The organism is Pseudomonas abieticivorans, assembly GCF_023509015.1.
GTDB lineage: Bacteria > Pseudomonadota > Gammaproteobacteria > Pseudomonadales > Pseudomonadaceae > Aquipseudomonas > Aquipseudomonas abieticivorans.
The window spans coordinates 5,982,203-6,003,548 of record NZ_CP094975.1 but is presented as its reverse complement, the minus strand read 5'-3'; the positions used below and the strand labels follow the sequence as shown (position 1 = coordinate 6,003,548).

At 57.7% G+C, this 21,346-nt stretch carries 11 protein-coding genes; 6 read left to right on the top strand and 5 right to left on the bottom strand.

Features of this window, described 5'->3' with window-relative positions:
• Positions 1–54: 54 nt before the first annotated feature.
• From mdtD to L9B60_RS27215, 5 genes are read right to left on the bottom strand one after another with little or no spacing between them, the layout of a single operon-like run.
• On the bottom strand, positions 55–1,452 hold the full coding sequence (gene mdtD, locus L9B60_RS27235) for a multidrug transporter subunit MdtD (RefSeq protein WP_249674070.1): 1,398 nt from the start codon (positions 1,450–1,452) through the stop codon (positions 55–57).
• A 28-nt stretch (positions 1,453–1,480) separates the two neighbouring features.
• Positions 1,481–2,551, bottom strand: coding sequence for an alpha/beta hydrolase (locus L9B60_RS27230; protein WP_249674069.1), 1,071 nt, complete (start codon positions 2,549–2,551; stop codon positions 1,481–1,483).
• A gap of 39 nt (positions 2,552–2,590) precedes the next feature.
• Positions 2,591–4,051 carry an MFS transporter gene (locus L9B60_RS27225; protein WP_249674068.1) on the bottom strand — a complete coding sequence of 487 codons (1,461 nt, stop codon included), beginning with the start codon at positions 4,049–4,051 and terminating at the stop codon, positions 2,591–2,593.
• Positions 4,052–4,363 carry a DUF4387 domain-containing protein gene (locus tag L9B60_RS27220; RefSeq protein WP_249674067.1) on the bottom strand — a complete coding sequence of 104 codons (312 nt, stop codon included), beginning with the start codon at positions 4,361–4,363 and terminating at the stop codon, positions 4,052–4,054.
• A gap of 3 nt (positions 4,364–4,366) precedes the next feature.
• A complete protein-coding gene (locus L9B60_RS27215) occupies positions 4,367–5,731 on the bottom strand; it encodes an acyclic terpene utilization AtuA family protein (protein WP_249674066.1) in 1,365 nt (454 codons plus the stop codon).
• A 123-nt stretch (positions 5,732–5,854) separates the two neighbouring features.
• Between L9B60_RS27215 and L9B60_RS27210 the strand changes: the two genes are divergently transcribed.
• The 6 genes from L9B60_RS27210 (at position 5,855) to proA (ending at position 21,292) form a co-directional block, all read left to right on the top strand.
• Entirely contained in the window at positions 5,855–7,048 is a 1,194-nt protein-coding gene (locus L9B60_RS27210; protein ID WP_249674065.1) for a citrate synthase, read from the top strand.
• 239 nt (positions 7,049–7,287) lie between these two features.
• Complete coding sequence (locus L9B60_RS27205; RefSeq protein ID WP_249674064.1) at positions 7,288–9,186, top strand: DUF1302 domain-containing protein; 1,899 nt, start codon at positions 7,288–7,290, stop codon at positions 9,184–9,186.
• Positions 9,187–9,211: 25 nt separating this feature from the next.
• Positions 9,212–10,564 (top strand): DUF1329 domain-containing protein, encoded by a 1,353-nt coding sequence (locus L9B60_RS27200; protein WP_249674063.1) that lies wholly within the window; start codon positions 9,212–9,214, stop codon positions 10,562–10,564.
• 79 nt (positions 10,565–10,643) lie between these two features.
• Positions 10,644–11,765 carry a WD40/YVTN/BNR-like repeat-containing protein gene (locus L9B60_RS27195; protein ID WP_249674062.1) on the top strand — a complete coding sequence of 374 codons (1,122 nt, stop codon included), beginning with the start codon at positions 10,644–10,646 and terminating at the stop codon, positions 11,763–11,765.
• Between the two features lie 71 nt (positions 11,766–11,836).
• A complete protein-coding gene (locus L9B60_RS27190) occupies positions 11,837–14,140 on the top strand; it encodes an efflux RND transporter permease subunit (RefSeq protein ID WP_249674061.1) in 2,304 nt (767 codons plus the stop codon).
• 525 nt (positions 14,141–14,665) lie between these two features.
• On the top strand, positions 14,666–21,292 hold the full coding sequence (gene proA, locus L9B60_RS27185) for an anti-phage protein ProA (protein ID WP_249674060.1): 6,627 nt from the start codon (positions 14,666–14,668) through the stop codon (positions 21,290–21,292).
• Positions 21,293–21,346 lie beyond the last annotated feature (54 nt).

Below are 21,346 nucleotides of genomic sequence, written 5' to 3'. Positions count from 1 at the left end.
GGGTTGATACCGACGGCAAGTGAGTCAGGCAGGCCACTGCCGCAATCAAAACGTTTAGCTGTTTCCCATTACCAGGTTCGTCTTCAATCGCCAGAATATCCCTGTCGAGAACAGTGTTAGAGCGCCCATGAAAGCGAATGTAGCGTGAAACGCCATGCCTATCACTTCAGGCTGCCCCGCAAACCAGTGGTTGAAAAACACTAACAGTCCCCCTGCACATGACACGCCCATGCCCATGGACAACATTTGCACCATGGTCAGCGCGCTGTTGCCACTGCTGGTCTGATGGGTGCCAAGATCCTTGAGCGTCAGCGTGCTCATGGCGGTGAGTTGCAGGGAATTCAGCGCGCCGAAAATGCACAGCGCCAACACTTGCAACGCAACACTCCGTGGCTCGTGCCCGATCGCGAAGCTGCTGATGGTCAAGCCGATGAGCAAAGTGTTGGCGACCAGAAAGCACCGGTATCCCATGCGCGTCACCAGTCGGTCGGTCAACGACTTCACGGCGATGCCGGTCAAAGCGACGGGGAGCATCAGTAACCCGGCGTTGAGCGGTGAGTAGCCTTGCGCGACTTGCAGGAACAGTGGCAGCAAAAACGGCGTCGACGAGCAGCCTAGGCGTGCGACGAAATTGCCGACCAAGCCAATGCGCAAACTGTCGACGGTTAATAAATTCAGCGGGTACAACGGCGCTCGATGGCGACGAGCATGTTGCCAATAGCCCGCTAGGGCAGCCAGACCGGCTATAGCCAGCGTCGATGCCACGCGCCAGTCAAAACCGAAACTGGCGATGCCATCCAGTGCAAGGGTGAGGCAAAACATACCCGCGCCCAGCAAGCCGTAGCCAACGAAATCGAAACGCCCGAGCCCGGCCAACGGTTGCCCGGGCATGTATTTCCAGGCGCCGACTACGCCAAGAAATCCCACCGGTACGTTGATCAGAAAAATCCACTGCCAGCTGGCGAACTGTACCATCCAGCCGCCCAGTGCCGGGCCGATCAAAGGGCCGATGAGGCTGGGAATAGTGACAAAGCTGATGGCCGGCAACAGGCGGCTGCCGGTAAACATACGGATCACCGCCAGCCGTCCGACCGGCAACATCAGCGCACTGCCCACGCCCTGGAGGACGCGAGCAATCAGCAATTGATCAAGCGTTTGCGCCATCGCGCAGCACAGCGAACCCACGGTGAACAAGGCAATCGCTGCGATGTAAGTGCGCCGTGTGCCGAAACGATCCGCCAGCCAACCCGAGGCCGGAACCAGCAGGGCCATGGTCATCACGTAGGCGACGATGACCGACTGCATGCTCAGCGGACTTTCACCGAGGTTGCGCGCCATCGCCGGCAGCGCGGTAGTGACGATCGTGGCATCGAGGGTGAGCATGAAAAGGCCGCCCGCCACCAGCCACAATAACGAACGGCTGGTTGGCGGTGTTACTTCTGTGGTCAACATTCACGGGGTTCCTGTGAGGCAACACGGCTCAAATATCAGCGATCCAGAGGTTCAGGCGCTCGGCAATTTCCGCGCAGTTCCGCTCCAGCATCAGCATGTGACCGTTGCCGGTGATGCCGAACTCTTCGAGCTGCCAATGAGTCACCGGCACGCCGGCCTGTTGCAGATATGCGGCAGTCGCGTGGTCGTAAAGCGCATGGAAGGACGCTTCGCCAGTCACGATCAGAAACGGGATGGCTTGCAGATTGATCAATTGCCGCGCCGGTTCCTGCTGCATCCAGCCGGGCAGACGATCGGCGCGAGTGGCTGGGCTGCGAACCACCGCCAATTGCTGGTCTGCGAGCAATGGCGGCGCGTAAGTCAACTCTATGTCGGCAATGCCCCAGCGGCGGCGCTGCGTGTCATCCAGTGCCTGGCTTTCGCCTTTCTGCGCCTGCTGCATCGACATGTTCACCACCGGCGGGCCTTGTGGCTCGATGGACACCACGGCTTTCACCAAGGACGGTCGGACATCCGCCAACAGCCAGCCATAAGGCCCCGACTGCGAGTGGGTGATCAGAATCGCTTCACCGATTTTATCCAGCAACGCCGCGCCGGCGTTCTGGAACAACTGCTGACTTTTTGAGCTATCGGCAACGTAGGGCACATGCGCGGCGTAAAACGCATCGAACACTGGATCGCCTTTGCGACCGGTGCCGGGCCACTGCTTGTGCTTCTTCGCTTGCGGCCATTCACCTTGAGTCGTCGCGGTGAAGTAACGCTCGACGAGCGCTACCGGGGCGATACTCAACTCACCGTCCAGCTGCGCGTGCCAAGCCGAGCGTCCGCGCGATGGCTGGTCGACCAGGTAAACCTCATAGCCGAGCTCGACGAAGATCCGCGCCCAGCCCGGACGTCCGTCCGGGGTTTTCAACCAGTTGGTCGCGGTTTGCGCGGTGCCATGCACGAACACCAGCGGATAGCGGCGCGTCACCTTGGCAGGCCTGAGCACCTCGACATACATCTGCCCACTCATGACTTCTTTGCTGGGCGGGCCTGTGTATTCACCGCCGACGTAGAAAAAGTCGTGGGCAATGGTTTCGGTCTTGTTGTTATTCATCATTCACATCCAAACAACGGGTGAAAAAAAACGCGGGTTTCAGTCGTTGATCTGTTCAAGTGTCCTGTCTCGGGTAAGCGGCCCTAACAATGCCACCGACAGGGCGCAGATGACCATGCACCCAGCCACCGCAATCAGTGCTGACTGCACGCCGAAGTGGCGCATGGCGAAGGCAATCATGAAACCGCTGAGGCTGCCACCGAGGCGGCCGGTGGAATAGACAAAACCCACAGCCATGGCGCGAATCCGCGTCGGATACAGTTCCGACTGATAAGCGTGATAGCCGACCGAAAGAATTGTTGTGCCCATGGTCAACAGACCGCCGCAGGTAATGATCAGTAGCGGCACACGGAACTCGGCAAACGACAAGCCCGCGACGGCGATCAACATGGCACCAAAAACGATCTGCCATTTGCGCTCGATGCGATCGGCAAAGAACAGCGCCAGAATCGGCCCCAGCGGTGCGCTGCATCCCATCACCACCGTATACGCCAGGCTTTTGCTAACCGTCACACCCTGTTCGATGAGAAAGGTTGGTGCCCAATTCAGGAAGCCATAAATGCCCATGGCCTGGAACACGTGAAAGAGCACCAGCATGATGGTGCGCGTGCGGTAACGCGGGCTCCATAGCTCACGGAAACTGCTTTTGTGTTCCACCTGCACCTTGGTCGTCGGGATCGCCGCAGGCAGCGGCCGGCCGGTTTCCTGCTCAACCGCACGCTCCATGCGGCTGACTTCGGCATCGGCTTCTTGCAAACGACCTTTGTCTGCCAGCCAGCGCGCGCTTTCTGGCAGCTTGCGCCGAAGCACCCACACTAGCAACGAACCGACTGCGCCAATGGCGATAACCCAACGCCAGCCATCAATGCCCAGCGGTTCATGCGGCACAAACAGGTAGGCGGTGATGCCGCAGGCTGGAACTGCCAGATAGGACATGATCCGGTTGATGGCAAATGCGCGTCCGCGCAAGGTCGGCGGCACCAGTTCACTTAGGTAAGCGTCGATGGCAATCACCTCGACTCCGAGGCCAATCGCGGTCATCAGGCGCCAGAAGTTCAAGCCCAGCGGGCCGGTCTGGCAAGCCATGATCAGCGAACACAAGGCATAGCCGATCAGGGCGTAAGTGAACACCGCACGACGGCCAAACTTGTCGGCGATCATGCCGAACCCCAGCGTGCCGATGAACAGCCCGATAAAGGTTGCGGCAATGTAAGCCGCCGCGCCGTTGAGGGCAAAGAAGCTGTCGGTGGTGCTCAGCAACACGCCACTGCGTACCATCCCGGGGATGACGAACGAGGTGGAAAACATCTCGAAGGTTTCAAAGAAACCACCCAGCGCCAACAGCGTGACGAAACGCCAGAGGCTTTTGCTGGCCGGCAACCGGTCAAGGCGCGCAGCGATCATTTCACCACTCAGCGCACTGGGCGTGGCGGTCGCGACAGAACCTAAAGCAGCACTCATTTTTTTATCCTTATTATCGTGTGAGTCTGGCGCAACCACTTACTCCGGAACGGCGATGGACAACAGCGGCACGTACTGTTGGCCGCCGTAGCAGTCGCTGTCGGCGAGTTCGCCTTGATACACCGGGCGCGGGAACGACGCTTTGATCGCGCGCGCAGCATCGTGATAGACCAGCACGATGTCTTCTTCTTTCTGCTGATAAAGCTCCGCCAGCAGGGCGCGAGTGATTGGCTGCGTGCGCCGTACCCGGGCGTAGTTGTCTTCGTTGGTGAACATCAGGTCGAAGGTCAATACAAACGGGCCGGCGTTCTTCGAACGCACCAGGCTGCAGAGTTGCGAAACAGTGGTCATGGGTCAAACCTCCAAGAGCTTGGTGCGGAACATTTCCAGCGGATTGTCGGGGAGCAGCACGTGGTTGACGCTGAAGCGATAGACCTGGCCGCGCTCCATTTCCGGTGGCGAGAACGGGTAAGCGATGGTGCTGATCAAGCCTTCGTAGCCCGGCACCGGCAGGTGCGCGCTGACGTGGGCGACGAAACTGGCGATCTTGCTGGCGTATTCCTGGGTCGGCGCAGTCACGGTGATCAGTACGCCGATTTCGTTGGGCGAGGGCGCCTTCTCGACTTCCAGCGGGCCCATCACCACGCCCATGCCATACAGGCGGAAATTGATGTCGTAGTCACCCGGCTGCAAGCGGCCGCCGAACAGATCGGCGATGCGCGCGTTGAAGTATTGCTGGGCTTTGGGCAGCAGTTTATCCAGCGCCATAAACACGTTGGGATCGCGAATCCCGCCGACCACCACGGTCTGAAAACCGTTGGGCTGCGCGCCTTCCAGTTTGATCGTATAGACATCCGCCGGGTGAAATGCCGAACCACTGACTTTCACCGTGCGATCGCTGAGCGCCGTATAGACGGCGGCTTCGGTGTCGACGACGCCGGACGGCTCAGTCAGCAGGTATGGGTTGGCGTTCTCATAAAGGGTGTGCGCTGCGACCGACAGCGGGGTGACTTTGGCTTCAAGATCCAGCGGCTCGATTTCGAAATGATCGTCGCGGATATAGGCGATCAACCCGTCAGCCGCCGGGTTGACGCAGCACGCGGCGCCGCACTCGATGGTCTTGGCGGCGTGCCAGGTCAGGCCACGGTCAGCGCCCATGCGCTCCGGTACCACGGCGTACAACGCCGAATCACTGGCGCGACCGGCGAGAATGACTTGCGCGCCTTGATCGAGTGCTGCGCTCAACGGTTCGGTGCCCATCATGCCGACGATGTGGCTGCTATCGATAACGGCGGCGTACAGTATTGGCGCAGGGTTGAGCGGTTTGATCCGGCCTTGTTCAAGGCGCTGGTGCAAATAGGCAGCGGGCTGGTCGGCGTAGATCAGACCGAGTTTGAAATGCAGGCCTTCTTCGTCAGCAATTTCCAGGGCGATGTCAGCCATCCAGTCGACGCCGCTGTCGCGTCCGCTGGTGCCGCAGGAACCGATGATCAAAGGGACTTGCAGTTTGTCTCGGCCCAGTAACAGCAGACGCAAATCACGTTTGCAGGCATCGCGTGAGAGTTTGGCGCGGCCACTGCCCAGGGCTGAAGGGCCGGAATCCGTGGAGCCGGCATCGCAGGCGATGACATGAGGGGCGAGGGCGAGGCCCCGTTCCAGAGAAGTTGCCTTGAAGCCGGCGCCGATTACGCCGGTAGGTGCCAGAACGCGTATTTCCACAATGCTCCCCTTTACGCCTACATATATAGATCAATATATGTACTTTATTTTTGTTGGGGCGAAGATATAGTGCAGTCTGCACGCTGTAAATCTGTACAAAATTCATCAACCCGAGAGCCTGAAATGGAAACTCCTGAAGACGGTTTATACCTGTCCGCCGACGAGGCTGCGGCGATTCTTGGCATCAGCCTGGCGACGCTGTACGCCTACGTCAGTCGCAAAAACATTCGTTCATTGAAGGTTGATGGTTCGCGCAGTCGCCGATATTGGGCAGCGGATATTCAGCGTTTGGCCAAGCCGAAAAACGATGTGATTACCACAGTGACTGAGCCTGCGCGCGTCGCAACTTCAAGTGCGATCACGCTGTTGACCGATAAAGGTTTGTACTACCGGGGCCAAGATGTCGCGCAATTGGCGGCGACCGCCAGCGTTGAAGAAGTGGCCGAGCTGATGTGGCAATCGCCGGGTGCGTTCGGTGACACGTTGCCCAAGCGCCCGAAGGCTGCGACCCTGTTGCTGAAGGCGTACGCGCAGATGCACCCGGTCGAAAAAGCCATTGCCTTGTTCCCATTGATCGAGCGAGAAAACCCCAAGGCTTATGACCTGTCGCCCGAAGGTTATGCCCGCACCGGTGTCGACGTGGTGCGTTGGCTGGCAGCGCTGATGGTCGGTGCCGATGGGCCCAGTACGCAACCGTTGCCGACGTTTATCGTGAACGCGTTGGGGGTTGATAGCGCGTTCGAAGACCTGGTGCGTCAGGTGGTCATTCTGTCGATGGATCATGAACTCGACCCGTCGACCTACACCGTCCGCGCTGCCGCCAACACCGGTGTCACGCCGTACTACGCAGCGATTGTTGGGTTGGCCGCGTCCCGTGGGCGGCGGCTTGCCTACAGTCGCGGTGAAACCGTTGGTCGTCTGCTGGAAGAAATCTGTTCAGCGCACAATCCTCAGGATCCGGTGTTGCAGCGCTACCGCGAAGGTGAAGCGATCCCCGGTTTCGGCTCCAACATGCACGGTGTCGCCGACCCTCGGGCGCAAAGCCTGTGGCTGACGCTGCAAGATTTGTTCGCCGGCGATATTGAGTTTCAACGCTTGCTGAAAGCCGCGCAGATCGCCCAGGAGTTGCTTCAGCAACCACCGGATTTCATCCTGCTGCTCAGCTTCGTCGGTCGCAAACTCAAGCTCGAAGGGCGCGAGCTGGCGTTGCCGGGAATAGGCCGGGCAATCGGCTGGCTGGCCCATGCCAGCGAGCAATATCACCACCAAACGCTGATCCGCCCCCGCGCTAAATACACTGGCATCCTGCCGGACTGATCCCCCCAGCCCGCCACGTGCGGGCTTTGCACTCCTATGGAGTCACGGTCGCCTGCGCCGCTTCGCACAGCCGTGAGCATTGACAAAATTCGTACAGATTTACACTGATTACTTGATTGATTAGGCTCGCCGTCGTCAAGTTTAAATCAATGTATTTTGTATTCGTCAATGTTTAAGCCTGAGCGACGATCACGGAATGCCGCACCACAACTCAAAACAAAAATAATAGGAGCTGCTGCATGTCACCACGCACGCGTCTGTCATTTCCTGACTCCCCATGGCTCGGCACCACGTTGCTGGCCTTGACCCCGTTAGCCTGCGCCATTTCGTTCAGCGTCCATGCCGATGATTTCGAATTCGGTGACATCACCGGTCGCTACAACGGCAACATCACCGCCGGCGCGATCTGGAGCACACAAAGCCCGACGACCTCGGCGATCAACCAGGGCAGCGCCAACAGCATCGGTTATGGCCATGCCGGTCAGTTCAGCAACGGCGGCGGGCGCACGTCGGACGACAGTCGCCTGAACTTCCACAAACCCGGCGAAATGGTTTCCTCGCCGGTGACCTTGCTGGCGGAAACCGAGCTCAAATGGCAGAACTACGGATTATTCCTGCGCGGCAAGGCTTGGTACGACTACACCCTTAATCACAAGGAAGTCGACTACGGCAGCTCCGCCAACGGTTACCAGCCCAATCACACGCTCAACGATGATCACTACGATAAGCTTGCCAAGTTCCAGGGCGTCGCGTTGCTGGACGCCTATGTTTACGGCAACTACGACATTGACGGTCGTCCGCTCAATGTCCGCCTCGGTAATCAAGTGGTGAACTGGGGCGAAGGCCTGTTCTTTCAGAACGGTATCAACGCCGTCAACCCGATCGACGTCGCGGCCCTGCGCCGTCCAGGCTCGCAACTGAAGGAAGGCTTGCTGCCGGTGCCGATGCTGTACGGCAACTTCGGTTTGACCGACAGCCTGAGCGTGGAGTCCTTCTATCAGTTGGAGTGGCGCAAAACCGTGCTCGAAGGCTGCGGCACGTTCTTTTCGACCAATGACTACATTCCTGACGGTTGCTACGGCGTGCCACGCGCCGGCGCCAACGATCGCGAATCCTTTGCCAATGGCCAGATCATCCAGCGCGGGCCAGATAAAGAGCCGCGAGACATGGGCCAGTTCGGTGCGGCCTTACGCTATTTCTCAGACACGCTTGATACTGAGTTCGGCGTGTACGCGATGAACATTCACTCGCGCACGCCGTATTCCAACTCGGTGATCGGCACGCGTTCGATTGCCACCGGGCCTTATCCGGGCTGGGTCAGCCCGACCAGCAGCCCTGAGCTGGCGGCAGGCAACGGCGCTTACGACGTCAGCTATCCGGAAGATGTGCGTATTTTCGGCCTGAGCTTTTCCACCACGTTGTTGAGTACGTCGGTGTTCGGCGAAGTGAGCTATCGCCCCAACCAACCGGTGCAGTTGGCCAGTGCTGACCTTATTGCCGGGTTCGCCGCGCTGCCGCCAGATCTGGGCCGGGCGCTGGGCATCACCCTCGCGGATCAGGCCTATCAAAACTACGCGCCTGGCACGGTGGTCAACGGTTATGAACGCCTGAAAGTGACCCAAATGTCGATTGGTGCGGTCAAGTCGTTCCAGAACGTGCTGGGCGCCAACGTGTTGAACCTGGTCGGCGAGTTCGGCATGAAGTACATGAACAACCTGCCGAGCCTGGACGACGCGCGTTTCAATCGTACCGACCAGTACGGCTCCGACCTGTCAAACGGGAGTGCGTTGGGTTGCATACAAGGAACACGATCCAACCCTCAATACGCCAAGCTCGGCTGCTCGAAAGACGGCTACACCACAAAGTTTTCTTCGGGGTATCGCCTGCGTGCACAGCTGACCTACAACTCGCTGCTGGCCGGCGTCAACGTCTCGCCTTACGTGGCCTTTGGTCAGGATTTGAAGGGTTATTCGTACGACAGCAACTTCATTGAAGGGCGCATCGCCGGATCCGTGGGCGTCAAGGCTGATTACCTGCAGAAATACTCCGCTGACCTGTCGTGGTCGGGCAGTGGAGGCTCGCCGTGGGCGTCAACCGACAAAGACTTCGTCGCGCTCAGCGTGAGCATGGGTTTCTAACCAGCATCGGACAACGAGGCATCCAATGAAAACAACAAAAATGATTTGCCTGACGGCCATGGGCAGCATGCTCTCCGTCCTCAGTGCCATGGCGCTGGCTCAAGCAAGTGCCGCCGATGTGGCACGTCTGGGACAGGATCTGACACCGTTCGGTGCGCAGATGTCCGGTAACGCCAGCGGCACCATTCCTGCCTGGACCGGTGGTCTGACCCAGGCACCGCCGGGTTACGTCGCCGGCAAAAGTTATGGTGATCCGTACGCCAATGACAAGCCGCTGTACACCATCACTGCCGCAAACATGGGCCAATACGCCGACCAGTTGACCGCCGGCTACAAAGCCATGTTGCAGAAGTTCCCCGACTACAAGATGCTCGTTTACCCGACGCATCGATCCGTCGCGTTGCCGGCCAGTGAGTACGCGCAAATCAAGCAGGAGGCCGGCAAGGTCGTCCTCAATGACAGCGGCTCGGGCATGGCCAACTACGAGAAAACCAGCGTGCCGTTCCCGATTCCGACCAAGCCACAGGAGTTGCTCTACAACCACTTGGCGCGCTATCGCCAAGGAAGCTACCAATATTTTCCGACGGAAATGGTGGTCAAGCCGGGCGGCAGCTACACCGTGATCCATCGCGACGCAACACTCGCCATGGCCTCAGCGCTAGGCAATCCTGAACCCAATCGGCTGTATTACTACCTGCTTAAAGTGACCGGGCCGGACAGTGTTGCCGGTCAACAAACTCTGCTGCACGAGCCGATGGATCAGGTCAAGGAAGCGCGTCTGGCCTGGCAGTACAACCCGGGGCAACGCCGCGTAATGCGCGCGCCCGAGTTGGGCTACGACAGTTTTGATGGTTTGTCCGACGGGCTGCGCACCTATGACATGTACGACATGTACAGCGGCGCTTCCGATCGCTACGACTGGAAACTGGACGGCAAGAAAGAAATGCTCGTCGCCTACAACACCTACAAGCTGGCCGACCGTTCGTTGCAGTACAGCGAAATCGTCAAGCCAGAGCATCTCAATCAGGATCTGATTCGCTATGAAATGCACCGCGTGTGGGTGGTGGAAGGGACGTTGAAGCCAGGTGCGCGCCACATCTATGGCAAACGCACGCTGTACATCGACGAAGACAGCTGGGCGATTCTGGCCACTGACTTATTCGATGGTCGCGGTGAGCTGTGGCGCATGCAGGAAGCGCACTCGTTGCAGCGTTTCGACGTTCTGTCGAGCATCGCCATCAGCGACGTGGCTTACGACCTGCAATCGCGCAGCTACGTGGTCAACGGCTTGGCCAACCAGGAACGTGCCGAGCGTTTCGGCGTACACACGACCTTACAGGACTTCAGCCCGGCGGCCCTGCGCCGTGCCGGTAACTGATTACTGACGAGTGAATAAGCGTGGTCGTGCAAACGGCCACGTCGACTGTTGCGCCCTTTATTCCAGAGACAACTTCGCGATGAAAAGTTTGATTTCGCCGCCGGCGCTGGGCCTGGCGTTCTTGTTTAGCGCCAGTCTGGCCGTTGCGGCCCCGGATCGTCTGCAACGCCCGTCGCCGATGTCGGATGCGGCCAGTCGCTCGGCACTGACGTCGATTCAGACATTGCCTGACGGCCAAGTGATGGTCGGTGACAGCGGGCATATTCTGTTGCTCGGCGCGGATGGCCGGGTCGAACAAGCCCAAGTGCCCGTGGATTTGTTGCTGACGGCCGTGCATTTCGTCGACGGCCAAAACGGCTGGGCGGTGGGGCATGACGGGGTGATTCTGCACAGCGCTGACGGCGGCAAGACATTTTTTCAAGCAGAAGACGGCAACGAGATCAACGCGCTGCTCAATGAGTCTGCCGAAGGTGAAGTGAAGCGACTGCTTGAAGACAAAGCCGCACATCCGGATGACAGCGCGCTAAGCCTCGCTCTGGAAAATGCACAGTTCGCGGTCGACGATGCCAAGGCGGCGACTGCCGGCGGTGCGTCGCGGCCCTTGCTCGATGTGTGGTTTCGCGACGCCAATCAAGGTTGGGCGGTGGGTTCTTACGGGGTGTTGTTGTCGACGGTCGATGCTGGCCGTCGTTGGCAATATCAGTCCGGCGTGGACAACCCCGATCGCTTGCACCTGAATGCGATTCTCGGTCTGGCCGATGGCACCTTGTTGATCGCGGGTGAGGGCGGGCGCGTGTATCGCTCGGCGGACAACGGTGCGCACTGGCAAACACCGATCACGCTCGGGCCTGCATCGATCTACAAACTGTTGGCGTTGAAAAATGGCAACGTACTGGCCACGGGGTTTGGTGGCGCGCTGTTTACCAGTTACGACACCGGCGCCACTTGGCATGCGCTGGTCAACCCAGTCAAAGCCGCGTTGTATGGCGGGCAGCAACTTGTGGACGGTAGCGTTTTGCTGGCCGGGCAGGGTGGCGTGGTGCTGTACAGCGACGACGGCGAACACTTCAAAGTCTGGCGATTGTCTAGTCGCTTACCGTTGCTTGGCGTGGGGCAGATGTCCGCCTCGCAAGTCGCACTGATCGGCAGCGCAGGTCTAAAAGTCCAATCCTTGGCAGAGATCAAGGAGCACCTGCAATGAACGCCAGTATGAATGTCGATGTGCATCACGCAGGCCTCGCTTCGCGCCTGGTCAGGCATCTTGAACATGCGTTGTTCGGCTACCGCAAAACAGTGCTCGTTGTGTTTGTACTGGTGTCGCTGTTGCTCGGATTCGCCGCGCTGTCGTTGCGACCGGATGCTAGTTTCAGCCGGATGATTCCGATGCATCATCCTTTCGTAGCCAACTACCTGAAATTCGAAGACGTACTGCGCCCACAAAGTAACGTGTTGCGCGTCGTGGTGGAAAATCCGCAGGGCGATATCGTCAACCAGGCGTTCCTTGAAACCCTGCGCGAGATCAATGATGCGATCTTCTACGTGCCCGGCGTCGATCGCGGCAACCTCAAGTCACTGTGGACGCCAAATGCGTTGTGGACCGAAGTCACCAACGAGGGCATCCGCGCCGGGCGTGTGATTCCAGATGATTACGACGGCGGGCCGCAGGCACTTGCGCAAGTCAGGCAAAACATTGTTCGGGCCAACATGCTCGGCAGTTTTGTCGGCAATGACTTCAAGTCGGTGGTGATCCGCGTGCCGTTGCTGGAGAACGACCCGCAAACCGGAAAGCCACTGGACTACGGTGTACTCGCGCAGAATCTGCAACAGCAGGTGCGCGAGCGCTTCGACGCCCAAGGCGTGCATATCCGGGTCATCGGTTTCGCGCAGATCATTGGCGATCTGTTGGCCGCGTTCGGCGATATTGCGCTGTTCTTTGCTATCACCGTCGGGCTCATCACCCTGTTGCTGTACGCCTATTGCCGCTGCTGGCGAAGCACTGCCGTCACCGTGTTGACCTGCCTGCTGACGGTGCTTTGCCAGCTTGGCCTGCTCAGCCTGTTTGGACTCGGCCTCGACCCGTATTCGATTCTGGTACCGTTCCTAATATTTGCCATCGGCATTAGCCACGCCGTGCAGAACATCAATCTGATGGTGGTGGAAGTGGGCAAGGGCGCGACGTCGTTGCAGGCTTCGCGCCGTACATTCAGGGCGTTATTCCTCCCGGGTTCGACGGCGTTGCTGGCCGACGTCGTTGGCTTCATCACCTTGATGGTGGTCGACATCGGCGTGATCCAGCAATTGGCGATCACCGCGAGCATCGGCGTGTTTGTTGCGCTGTTCACCAAGATGTTCCTGCTGCCGGTGTTAATGTCGTATGTAGGTGTCAGCCCGGCTGGGTTGCGCAAACAACAACGGCGGATGAACCACATTTGGCCGCTGTTTACCCGACTGTCGCGCGTCTGCGAACCACGCTTTGCCTGGCCATTGATTCTCGCTTGCCTGGTGTTACTCGGTTACGGCTACCACGCGCGCCAGACCTTGCAGGTCGGCGACCTCGACAAGGGCGCGCCGGAGTTTCGCCCGCAAGCGCGTTACAACCTTGACAACGCTTATCTGCTCGACCACTACACAACCAGCACCGACGTTTACGTGGTAATTTTCAAAACCCCGCAAGAGCAATGCGCACGGTTCGCCGCCGCCGACCTGGCCAATCGCTTTGCCCGTACCATGCGCCAGGTACCGGGCGTGGAATCGGTGCAATCGCTATACGACGCCATGCGTTTCAAGATCATGGCGACCAACGAAGGCAACCCGAAATGGGCCGAACTGTCGCGTGATCCCTACGTCATGAACACCGCGCGTGCCGGTGCCGCCAGCGAGTTCATCAACAGCGATTGCAGTGCCGCACCGATCAGCCTGTACCTCGCCGATCACAAGGCAAAAACCCTGACCGGCGTGGTCAACTCAGTCAACGCCTTCGCCGCAGAGAACAACACCGGTGAGCTGCAACTGCTGCAAGCGGCCGGCAGCGCAGGCATCGAGGCCGCTACCAACATCGTCATCGAGCGCGCAGAAACGCTGATGCTGATTCTGGTCTTTATCATCATTACGACGGTCGTCTGGTGGGAGTTCCGCTCGCTAAAAGTGGCGTTTGCGTTGATGGCGCCGCTGTATCTATCGACGGTGCTGTGCGAAGCCGTAATGGCGAAGATGGGGCTGGGGGTGAAGATTGCGACGCTGCCGGTGATCGCGCTGGGCGTAGGGATTGGCGTGGATTACGGGATTTATCTGTATAGCAAGATTGAGGGGTTTCTGCGTCAGGGGCTGGCGCCGCAGGAGGCTTACCTGGAGTCGCTGAAAACCACCGGTACCTCGATCGTATTCACGGCGTTGACCCTGGCGGCGGGCGTCGCGACGTGGATGTTCTCGGCGCTTAAGTTTCAGGCGGACATGGGCATGCTGCTGATGCTGCTGTTTATCTGGAACATGATAGGGACATTGGTGCTGACGCCAGCGTTGGCTTCGGTGTTGGTTTTTGGCAAGGGTGCCCGCTTGCCTGACTTGAAGCCCGCCTGAGGATCCTAATCGAGATGGCGTCCTTCAGGCTTTTGTTGTACTCATCTGCATTCTAATGGTTGCTTTTTGCCCCGTGCTCAGCGACGCAGCATGGACCATCAGGTCGTCAGTGTTGTGGCCAAATCCTCGACCTTGGAACAGCAAGCCTACAATGACGAATCCTTCTCGCATTTCTGCCGAGGTTTCGATTTAGTGGTGGGAGCTTTTTGTCCCTTTGCCTTTAGAGGCTTTGCCATACTTGGCTCGCACGACGTAGATACGATCTCGCACGACGGCTACACGACTTGAGTCGATTGCCAACGATTGCGCGGATCTAAATCATTGGCAGCGCGGACGTATTAAATGTTGGATCGTTTTGGAAGGGAAACCTCTCACCTCAGGGACTCACAAGAAGAGCATCCTGGTTCGACAAAAGGCTCAATACGATTTGGGCAAGAAGCGCTATCATCATGCCACTAGCTTGAGAGGGCTTTCCGACCAGGTACCCGCCTGAACCCCTTGAGCGCATGACAAGGATGGTCGCGCATGGACGAAATCGTTCAGCCCCTCTCGCCTCAGGACGAAGTCCCGCCGAAAGAAGTCAAAATCCTCGTGACTCTGGTCGCCAAGTTGAATTTGGCTGACTTCCAGAACGCGATTCCTGTGATTCGGGAGCTTCGCATCTCGAACGAAACCACAGACCGTTTTCTAAACGCAACGCTGACGTTGTCGTCCCAACCAGAGGTTTTCAAGCCTAAGATCTGGCGGATGGATGAAATTGCGTCCGAGAGCTTTACGGTCATACCGGGTTTGGATCTCGTCCTTGACGGCCCTTTGCTTAGCCGTCTGACTGAAGCCGAGCTCTCCACGTTCAGTTTTGTGCTCGAAGCCGATGACAAGAAAGCTGAAAGCGGCCGGAAAGAGGTCACTCGCATCGAGCACGTCGTTGACTTACTGCCCCGAAATCAATGGGGTGGGATGCGACACATTCCTGATATGACTGCCGCATTCGTCCAACCTAACGACCCTGCTGTAGAACGCTTGTTGAAACAAACCGCGGAACTCCTTCGCCTCAGCGATAAGCCGTCGGCACTTGATGGCTATGAGGGGGGGGCGAAGCGGGCTTGGCAGCTCGCCTCTGCGGTTTGGGGTGCGGTCGCACGAATGAGGCTCGATTACGCGCTGCCACCAGCGAGTTTCGAGCAGACAGGTCAAAAGATTCGTAGTCCCAGCCAGATCGCTGATACCGGTCTGGCAACGTGCATGGATTTGACCCTGTTTTTCTGTGCCGCCCTCGAGCAAATCGGCCTCAACCCGGTGATTGTGTTTACCCGTGGTCACGCTTTCGCTGGTGTATGGCTGAAGCCTGAAGAATTCACCACTGCATTGGTCGACGACATAACAGCCGTACGCAAGCGTGTGAAGCTTCAGGAGCTCGTGTTATTCGAGACGACGCTCATCACCCAAAATCCTATACCTCCATTTACCTACGCGGTAGAGAGAGGTGCCACTCAGATCGCTGAGGACGCCGAGAGCGCCTTTGAGATGCTGCTGGATATCCGCCGCGCTCGACTGCAGCGGATCAAACCCCTTGCAAGTTCAGAAACGCAGTTTGCCCGTGTCAGTGGAGATGATCCCGACGCGGGACCTGTATTGATGGTAGAGGACGGCAACGGGCTCTCAGACCACCCCGCAGAAGTCCAGGTTGAAGATTTATCCAAGCTAGATCCTGCGGATCGGTTGGGGAGATGGCAGCGTAAGCTTTTGGATCTGTCTCTTCGAAACAACCTGCTCAACTTCAAGACCGGCAAGAAAGCACTTAAGCTCGAGTCTCCTGACCCGGGCGCTCTTGAAGATATTCTTGCAAGTGGCCTATCGCTAAAGCTTTTGACCCGCCCAGATCTTATGGATGGCGCCGATCCGCGGGAGCGTGCGCTTTATGAGCAACGTGAGCGGGAAGATGTCCGCCGGCGACATGCTGAAGACGCGCTTAAGCGCAGGGAAGTATTCGTTGCGCTGACCTCTAACGAGATGGACGTCCGCCTGACGGAGCTGTACCGGGGCGCTCGTACCGCCCTGCAGGAAGGTGGCTCAAACACGCTTTTCCTTGCAATTGGCTTTCTGAGCTGGACTCGTGAAGACAAGGCTGGACAGAAGTACAAAGCACCGCTCGTGCTTGTGCCGGTCACACTCGAACGTAAAAGTGCTCGATCGGGGTTCACCATGGTGCTCCATGACGATGAACCTAGGTTCAACCCCACGCTCATCGAGATGCTTCGCCAGGATTTTGAGCTCGGCTTGGGTTCGCTAGAGCACGAGTTGCCAAGAGACGATTCAGGGCTAGATATCGCCAGCATATGGAACAAGGTTGGCCACGCCATCAAAGATGTTCCAGGTTGGGAGCTCAATGAAGACGTTGTGCTTTCGATGTTCTCGTTCGCCAAGTACCTTATGTGGAAAGACCTTGCCGAGAATGCGGAGCACCTTCGCCAAAGCCCAGTAGTCCAGCATCTTTTAGATACGCCACGTGATTCGTTTGTCTCTGATATGCCATTCCCTGAGGCGGAGTCACTGGATAGAGACTATGGCCCGACAGACGTCTTTTGCCCGCTGCCTTCGGATTCATCGCAGCTGACGGCTGTTATGGCTGCGGCAAAAGGGAAAGACTTTGTTCTCATCGGCCCACCTGGTACTGGGAAAAGTCAGACCATTTCAAACATGATCGCTCAGTCAATCGCCCAAGGTCGTCGAGTTCTGTTCGTGTCTGAAAAAATCGCCGCCTTGGATGTGGTTTACCGGCGCCTGCGGGAGATAGGGCTAGGTGAGTTCTGCCTGGAACTCCACTCAAGCAAAGCACGGAAGACCGATGTTCTCGCACAGCTACAGTCCGCGTGGGAGGCGAAGGGGCAAGTTGATACTGCTGCCTGGGAAGTCGAGGCGCAGCGACTAGCATTGCTGCGAGATAGCCTCAACATCTACGTCGAACGCCTCCACCGGCGATATAGCAATGGCTACACCATCTATGACGCTATCGGAACAGTTACATCAGGTGCCGATGAGCCTGTAGCCGCCATGGCCTGGCCATCCCCCGAAATCCATAACCAGGCAGCGATGCTCGCCATTCGTGAGCTGGGTGATCGGCTTGAGGTAAATGCTCAAGCCGTTGGGTATGCTCAGCTTGCCGGAAATGCATTTGCGGCAGTGGGCCAATCCGAATGGTCGACACATTGGCAGCAACAGTTTGTTCAGGCAGCCCGTGACGTGCTTCCAGCAATCGTCGAAGTACAGAGAGCTGCAGATCGCTTCGTGGAGCTGTCCGGGCTTCCCGCTACCACATATACACCAACTGCACTCGAAGGCTTGGCGACTCTCTCACAGTCATTGCCAGCCGCCGCGGGGCATGATTGGCGGTTTGCGCTTCGCATAGATGCCCGAACCATCGCCCAACGGCTGGCAGAGGGTTGCGCTCTGGTGGAGCAACACCGGGACATAAATTCTCGACTGTCTACCCTATGGTCTGCGCGTGTTGTCAGCGATGCCAAACAGGGCATGGATCTCTTGCAGCAGCGACGCTTAACGGATGGTGAGCTCGGCCCTGCCTGGCCTGAAAGCGTCACTGAAGTACTCGCGCAGGCTCTCACACTAGTTGGTCAAATTAATGCGCACAAACAACGACTGAGCGCTACTTACAGTCCTGCAGTTGACGCCTTGGATATCGATCTTCTCTGGCGTGAATGGAAAGAGGCCGACGAATCGTTTTGGCCTAAATCCTGGCTAGGTAAGCGTCGGATTTCTGGGCTGATGGCTCCGGTGCAAGGGGATACAGGAGATGCCGATAACGGCAAGGATCTTGCGATTTGGGTGGAAATCCGATCGTTGCAGCGAGAGATAGACGCTCTGGAACCTGGCCATCAATGCGTCGCCGTATGGCAGGGCTCTAAATCTGACGGAGCGCAACTCGGAACAGCAATTAGATTGCAGGAAGCCATTCGGCTTCACAAAGAGGGTAGGCCTTGGATTGACGAAGCCTTCCAGCAAATCGATCAGGGCCAGCTAGGAGAGGAACTCAATCAAGAGCTCCGTCGGCTGCGCAACCTCGTTCAGCTGGATGTACAACTGGGAGAACTGAGCTATCTAGGCGCCATCACTCAATCGCTATGGAGTGGGTTGAGCACCAATTTTGACGTGCTCACTGCAGCTCTGCGATTCCAGGCCGAGCGACGTGAGATCGAAGAACGAGGTCGACTGACGGATGATTACCCAAATGTCCAGGATGGGCGCTGTGGTAACGCGTTGAAAAGCGACCTCGAGCTTCTCAAGCAGAGAGCAGTGGTTGAGCGTGATCTGGCTGATCTCGGCGATTTACGCGAATCGGTTCCAGTCTGGAGTGATTTGAAGACAAAGCTTGATGTGGCTCGCCAGGCAGTGGCTTTCCAAGGGCAGGTTGCTACCGCACTAGCAAAACTTGCCCTCAATGCTGAACAAATCGCTGCGTATAAGGCCCCGTTGCAAACCCTTTTGGGGGATGGCAACACGCTGCTGGAGCCTGAGGGCGCGATAGCTACGGCGGGAGTTGCTTTATGCGAAAGGCTGGAGGCTCTGCAAGATCGATCGGCGCAGTTGACTTCGGCAGGCCACTTCACGGATGCAGGTATCGATGACACTACTCACCTGTCGTTAAGCGGTCTCCGTCAAAATTGCGAAGCAGTGGTTTCTTCCGAGTCTCGGCTTAAAGCATGGTGCGCCTGGCGGAAAGTGCGTAATAACGCGTTCGCTGTCGGCTTGGCGCCGATTGTCCAGGGAATGGAAAGTGGCGCTATTACATCCGGAAGAGTACGACGTGTCCTCGAGGTCAATTACGCTCGCTGGTGGCTCAACACTACCGTCGATAGCGAGGAAGTGATCCGTACGTTTGTCAGCGTGGAGCATGAGCAACGGATTCGTGACTTCCGTGCCTTGGACGACAAATTTACAGAACTGACCAAGGACTGGCTCAGGGCTCGGCTGTGTGCTGATCTGCCGAGCCAAGAAAGCGTAAGCAGATCGTCGGAGTGGGGACTGTTGCGCCACGAGATGGGTAAGAAGACTAAGCATCTCCCGCTACGAGAGCTGATCACTCGAGCGCCCGATGCTCTGACAAAGTTGACACCCTGTCTGTTGATGAGCCCGCTCTCGATTGCTCAGTACCTGCCGCCGGCGTCTACACCTTTTGACTTAGTAATATTCGACGAGGCGTCTCAGATTCCGGTATGGGATGCCATCGGAGCCATGGCGCGAGGAAAACAGGTAGTGATGGTGGGAGATCCGAAACAGCTGCCACCGACGTCGTTCTTTGGTCGCGCCGAATCCACGTCCGATGATGAGGATGTTGAAGCTGATCTCGAGAGCATTCTAGATGAATGTATCAGTGCGAACCTGCCAATGCGTAATTTGAACTGGCACTACCGTAGCCGCCACGAGAGCCTAATCGCATTCTCGAACCAGCGATACTATCAGTCCAAACTGGTTACCTTCCCATCCCCGCATACGGCTGACAAAGCCGTAAGACTCTGCGCAGTGGCGGGTGTGTATGACAAAGGTGGCTCGCGTACCAACATAATCGAAGCAAGAGCGTTGGTAGGTGACCTTGTGGCTCGGCTTAAAACGCCGGCTTTCCGGGAAAGCGGGCACACTGTTGGTGTGGTCACCTTCAACGGTGAACAACAGAAGCTCATCATGGATATGCTTGACGAGGCATGCCGCAAGGATCCGGCCCTCGACTCTTATTTTGCAGAATCCGAACTCGAGCCAGTATTCGTCAAGAACCTAGAAAGCGTACAGGGGGATGAGCGCGACATCATCTATTTCTCGACCACATACGGAAAAGACGCTGCCGGCGTAATGTCGATGAATTTCGGGCCGATGAACCGTCCAGGCGGTGAGCGTCGACTGAACGTTGCCATCACCCGGGCACGCCAGGAGCTGGTGGTGTTTTCTACGCTGCGTCCTGAGCACATCGATCTGGCTCGGACACAGGCGATTGGAGTCCGCGACCTTAAGCACTTCCTGGAGTTTGCCGAACGTGGCCCACAAGCGTTGGCTGAAGCCAATTTGGGTAGCGTGGGCGGCTTCGACAGCCCATTCGAGGCGGCAGTTGCTGATGCGCTAGCGAAAAAGGGATGGCAGGTCGTTACACAGATTGGCGTGTCTTCGTTCCGCATCGATCTAGGTGTGGTCGATCCGGATGCTCCTGGTCGGTTCCTTGCCGGTGTTGAATGCGATGGCGCTACGTACCACCGCAGCGCAACCGCTCGGGATCGAGACAAGCTTCGTGAGTTCATATTGCGCGGTCTCGGATGGGAAATCGTCAGAATCTGGTCGACAGATTGGTGGGTCGACGCAGTGGGTACCGCGGAGAAAGTACACCAGCGCCTGAATGATCTCCTCGCAGTGTCCCGAGCGAAGCAAGCCATCATCGACGCAGCACAGGAGGCTGAGCGTCTGAAGGTCGATGCTGCGATGGCTGAGGTCATTGAGGTCGTAGACCATATGACAGTGATGGCTAGCTCATCCATCCTGGTAGAGGCCAATGATCCCGCGGGAGCAATGCCTGAGCTCAAGTACGCCCGAGCTGCGATTATAGCTGCAGCTGGAGATTTCGAAGTTTTTCAGGCCGTCGAGCGCTCCCTCTACAAAGAGGCCGATCCTAGTACCGCTGTTGAGGTAGTCAATCCTGACCAGTTTTTCGAGGCGAGCTATACAGCAAATCTAGAAAAAATGATTACTCACGTCGTGGCGGAGGAGGGGCCTGTTTTAGATATCGTGCTCGCCAGACGTATTGCACGAGCACACGGATGGGTAAAAACCGGGGCGCGGATTCGTGACCGTGTTGAGCAAATCGCCCGTGCTCAATTCCGTTGCCACGAGGAGGATCAAACCGGCGCTTTCTTCTGGCCTGCGCACCTAGAGAACGATTCAAACGTAGTGTTTCGCCGTCCTGGCGATGATGACTTTACGCGTAGTCTCGCGGAAATTTGCCTCCCAGAGCTCTCTGCTCTTGTTCGGGAAATGGTTGTGCGGGGTCACGAAGGCGAGGCACTAATTTATGCTGTAGCCAAAGAGGCCGGCATTGGAAGGGTTGCGCACGCAGGCCGCCAGCGAATCGAGCGGGCGATCCGAAGCGTAGCGGAATGATGGTTGCGTTAGGGTACGTTTTAATACCCTTACCATCGACCGCTGATACGCAGC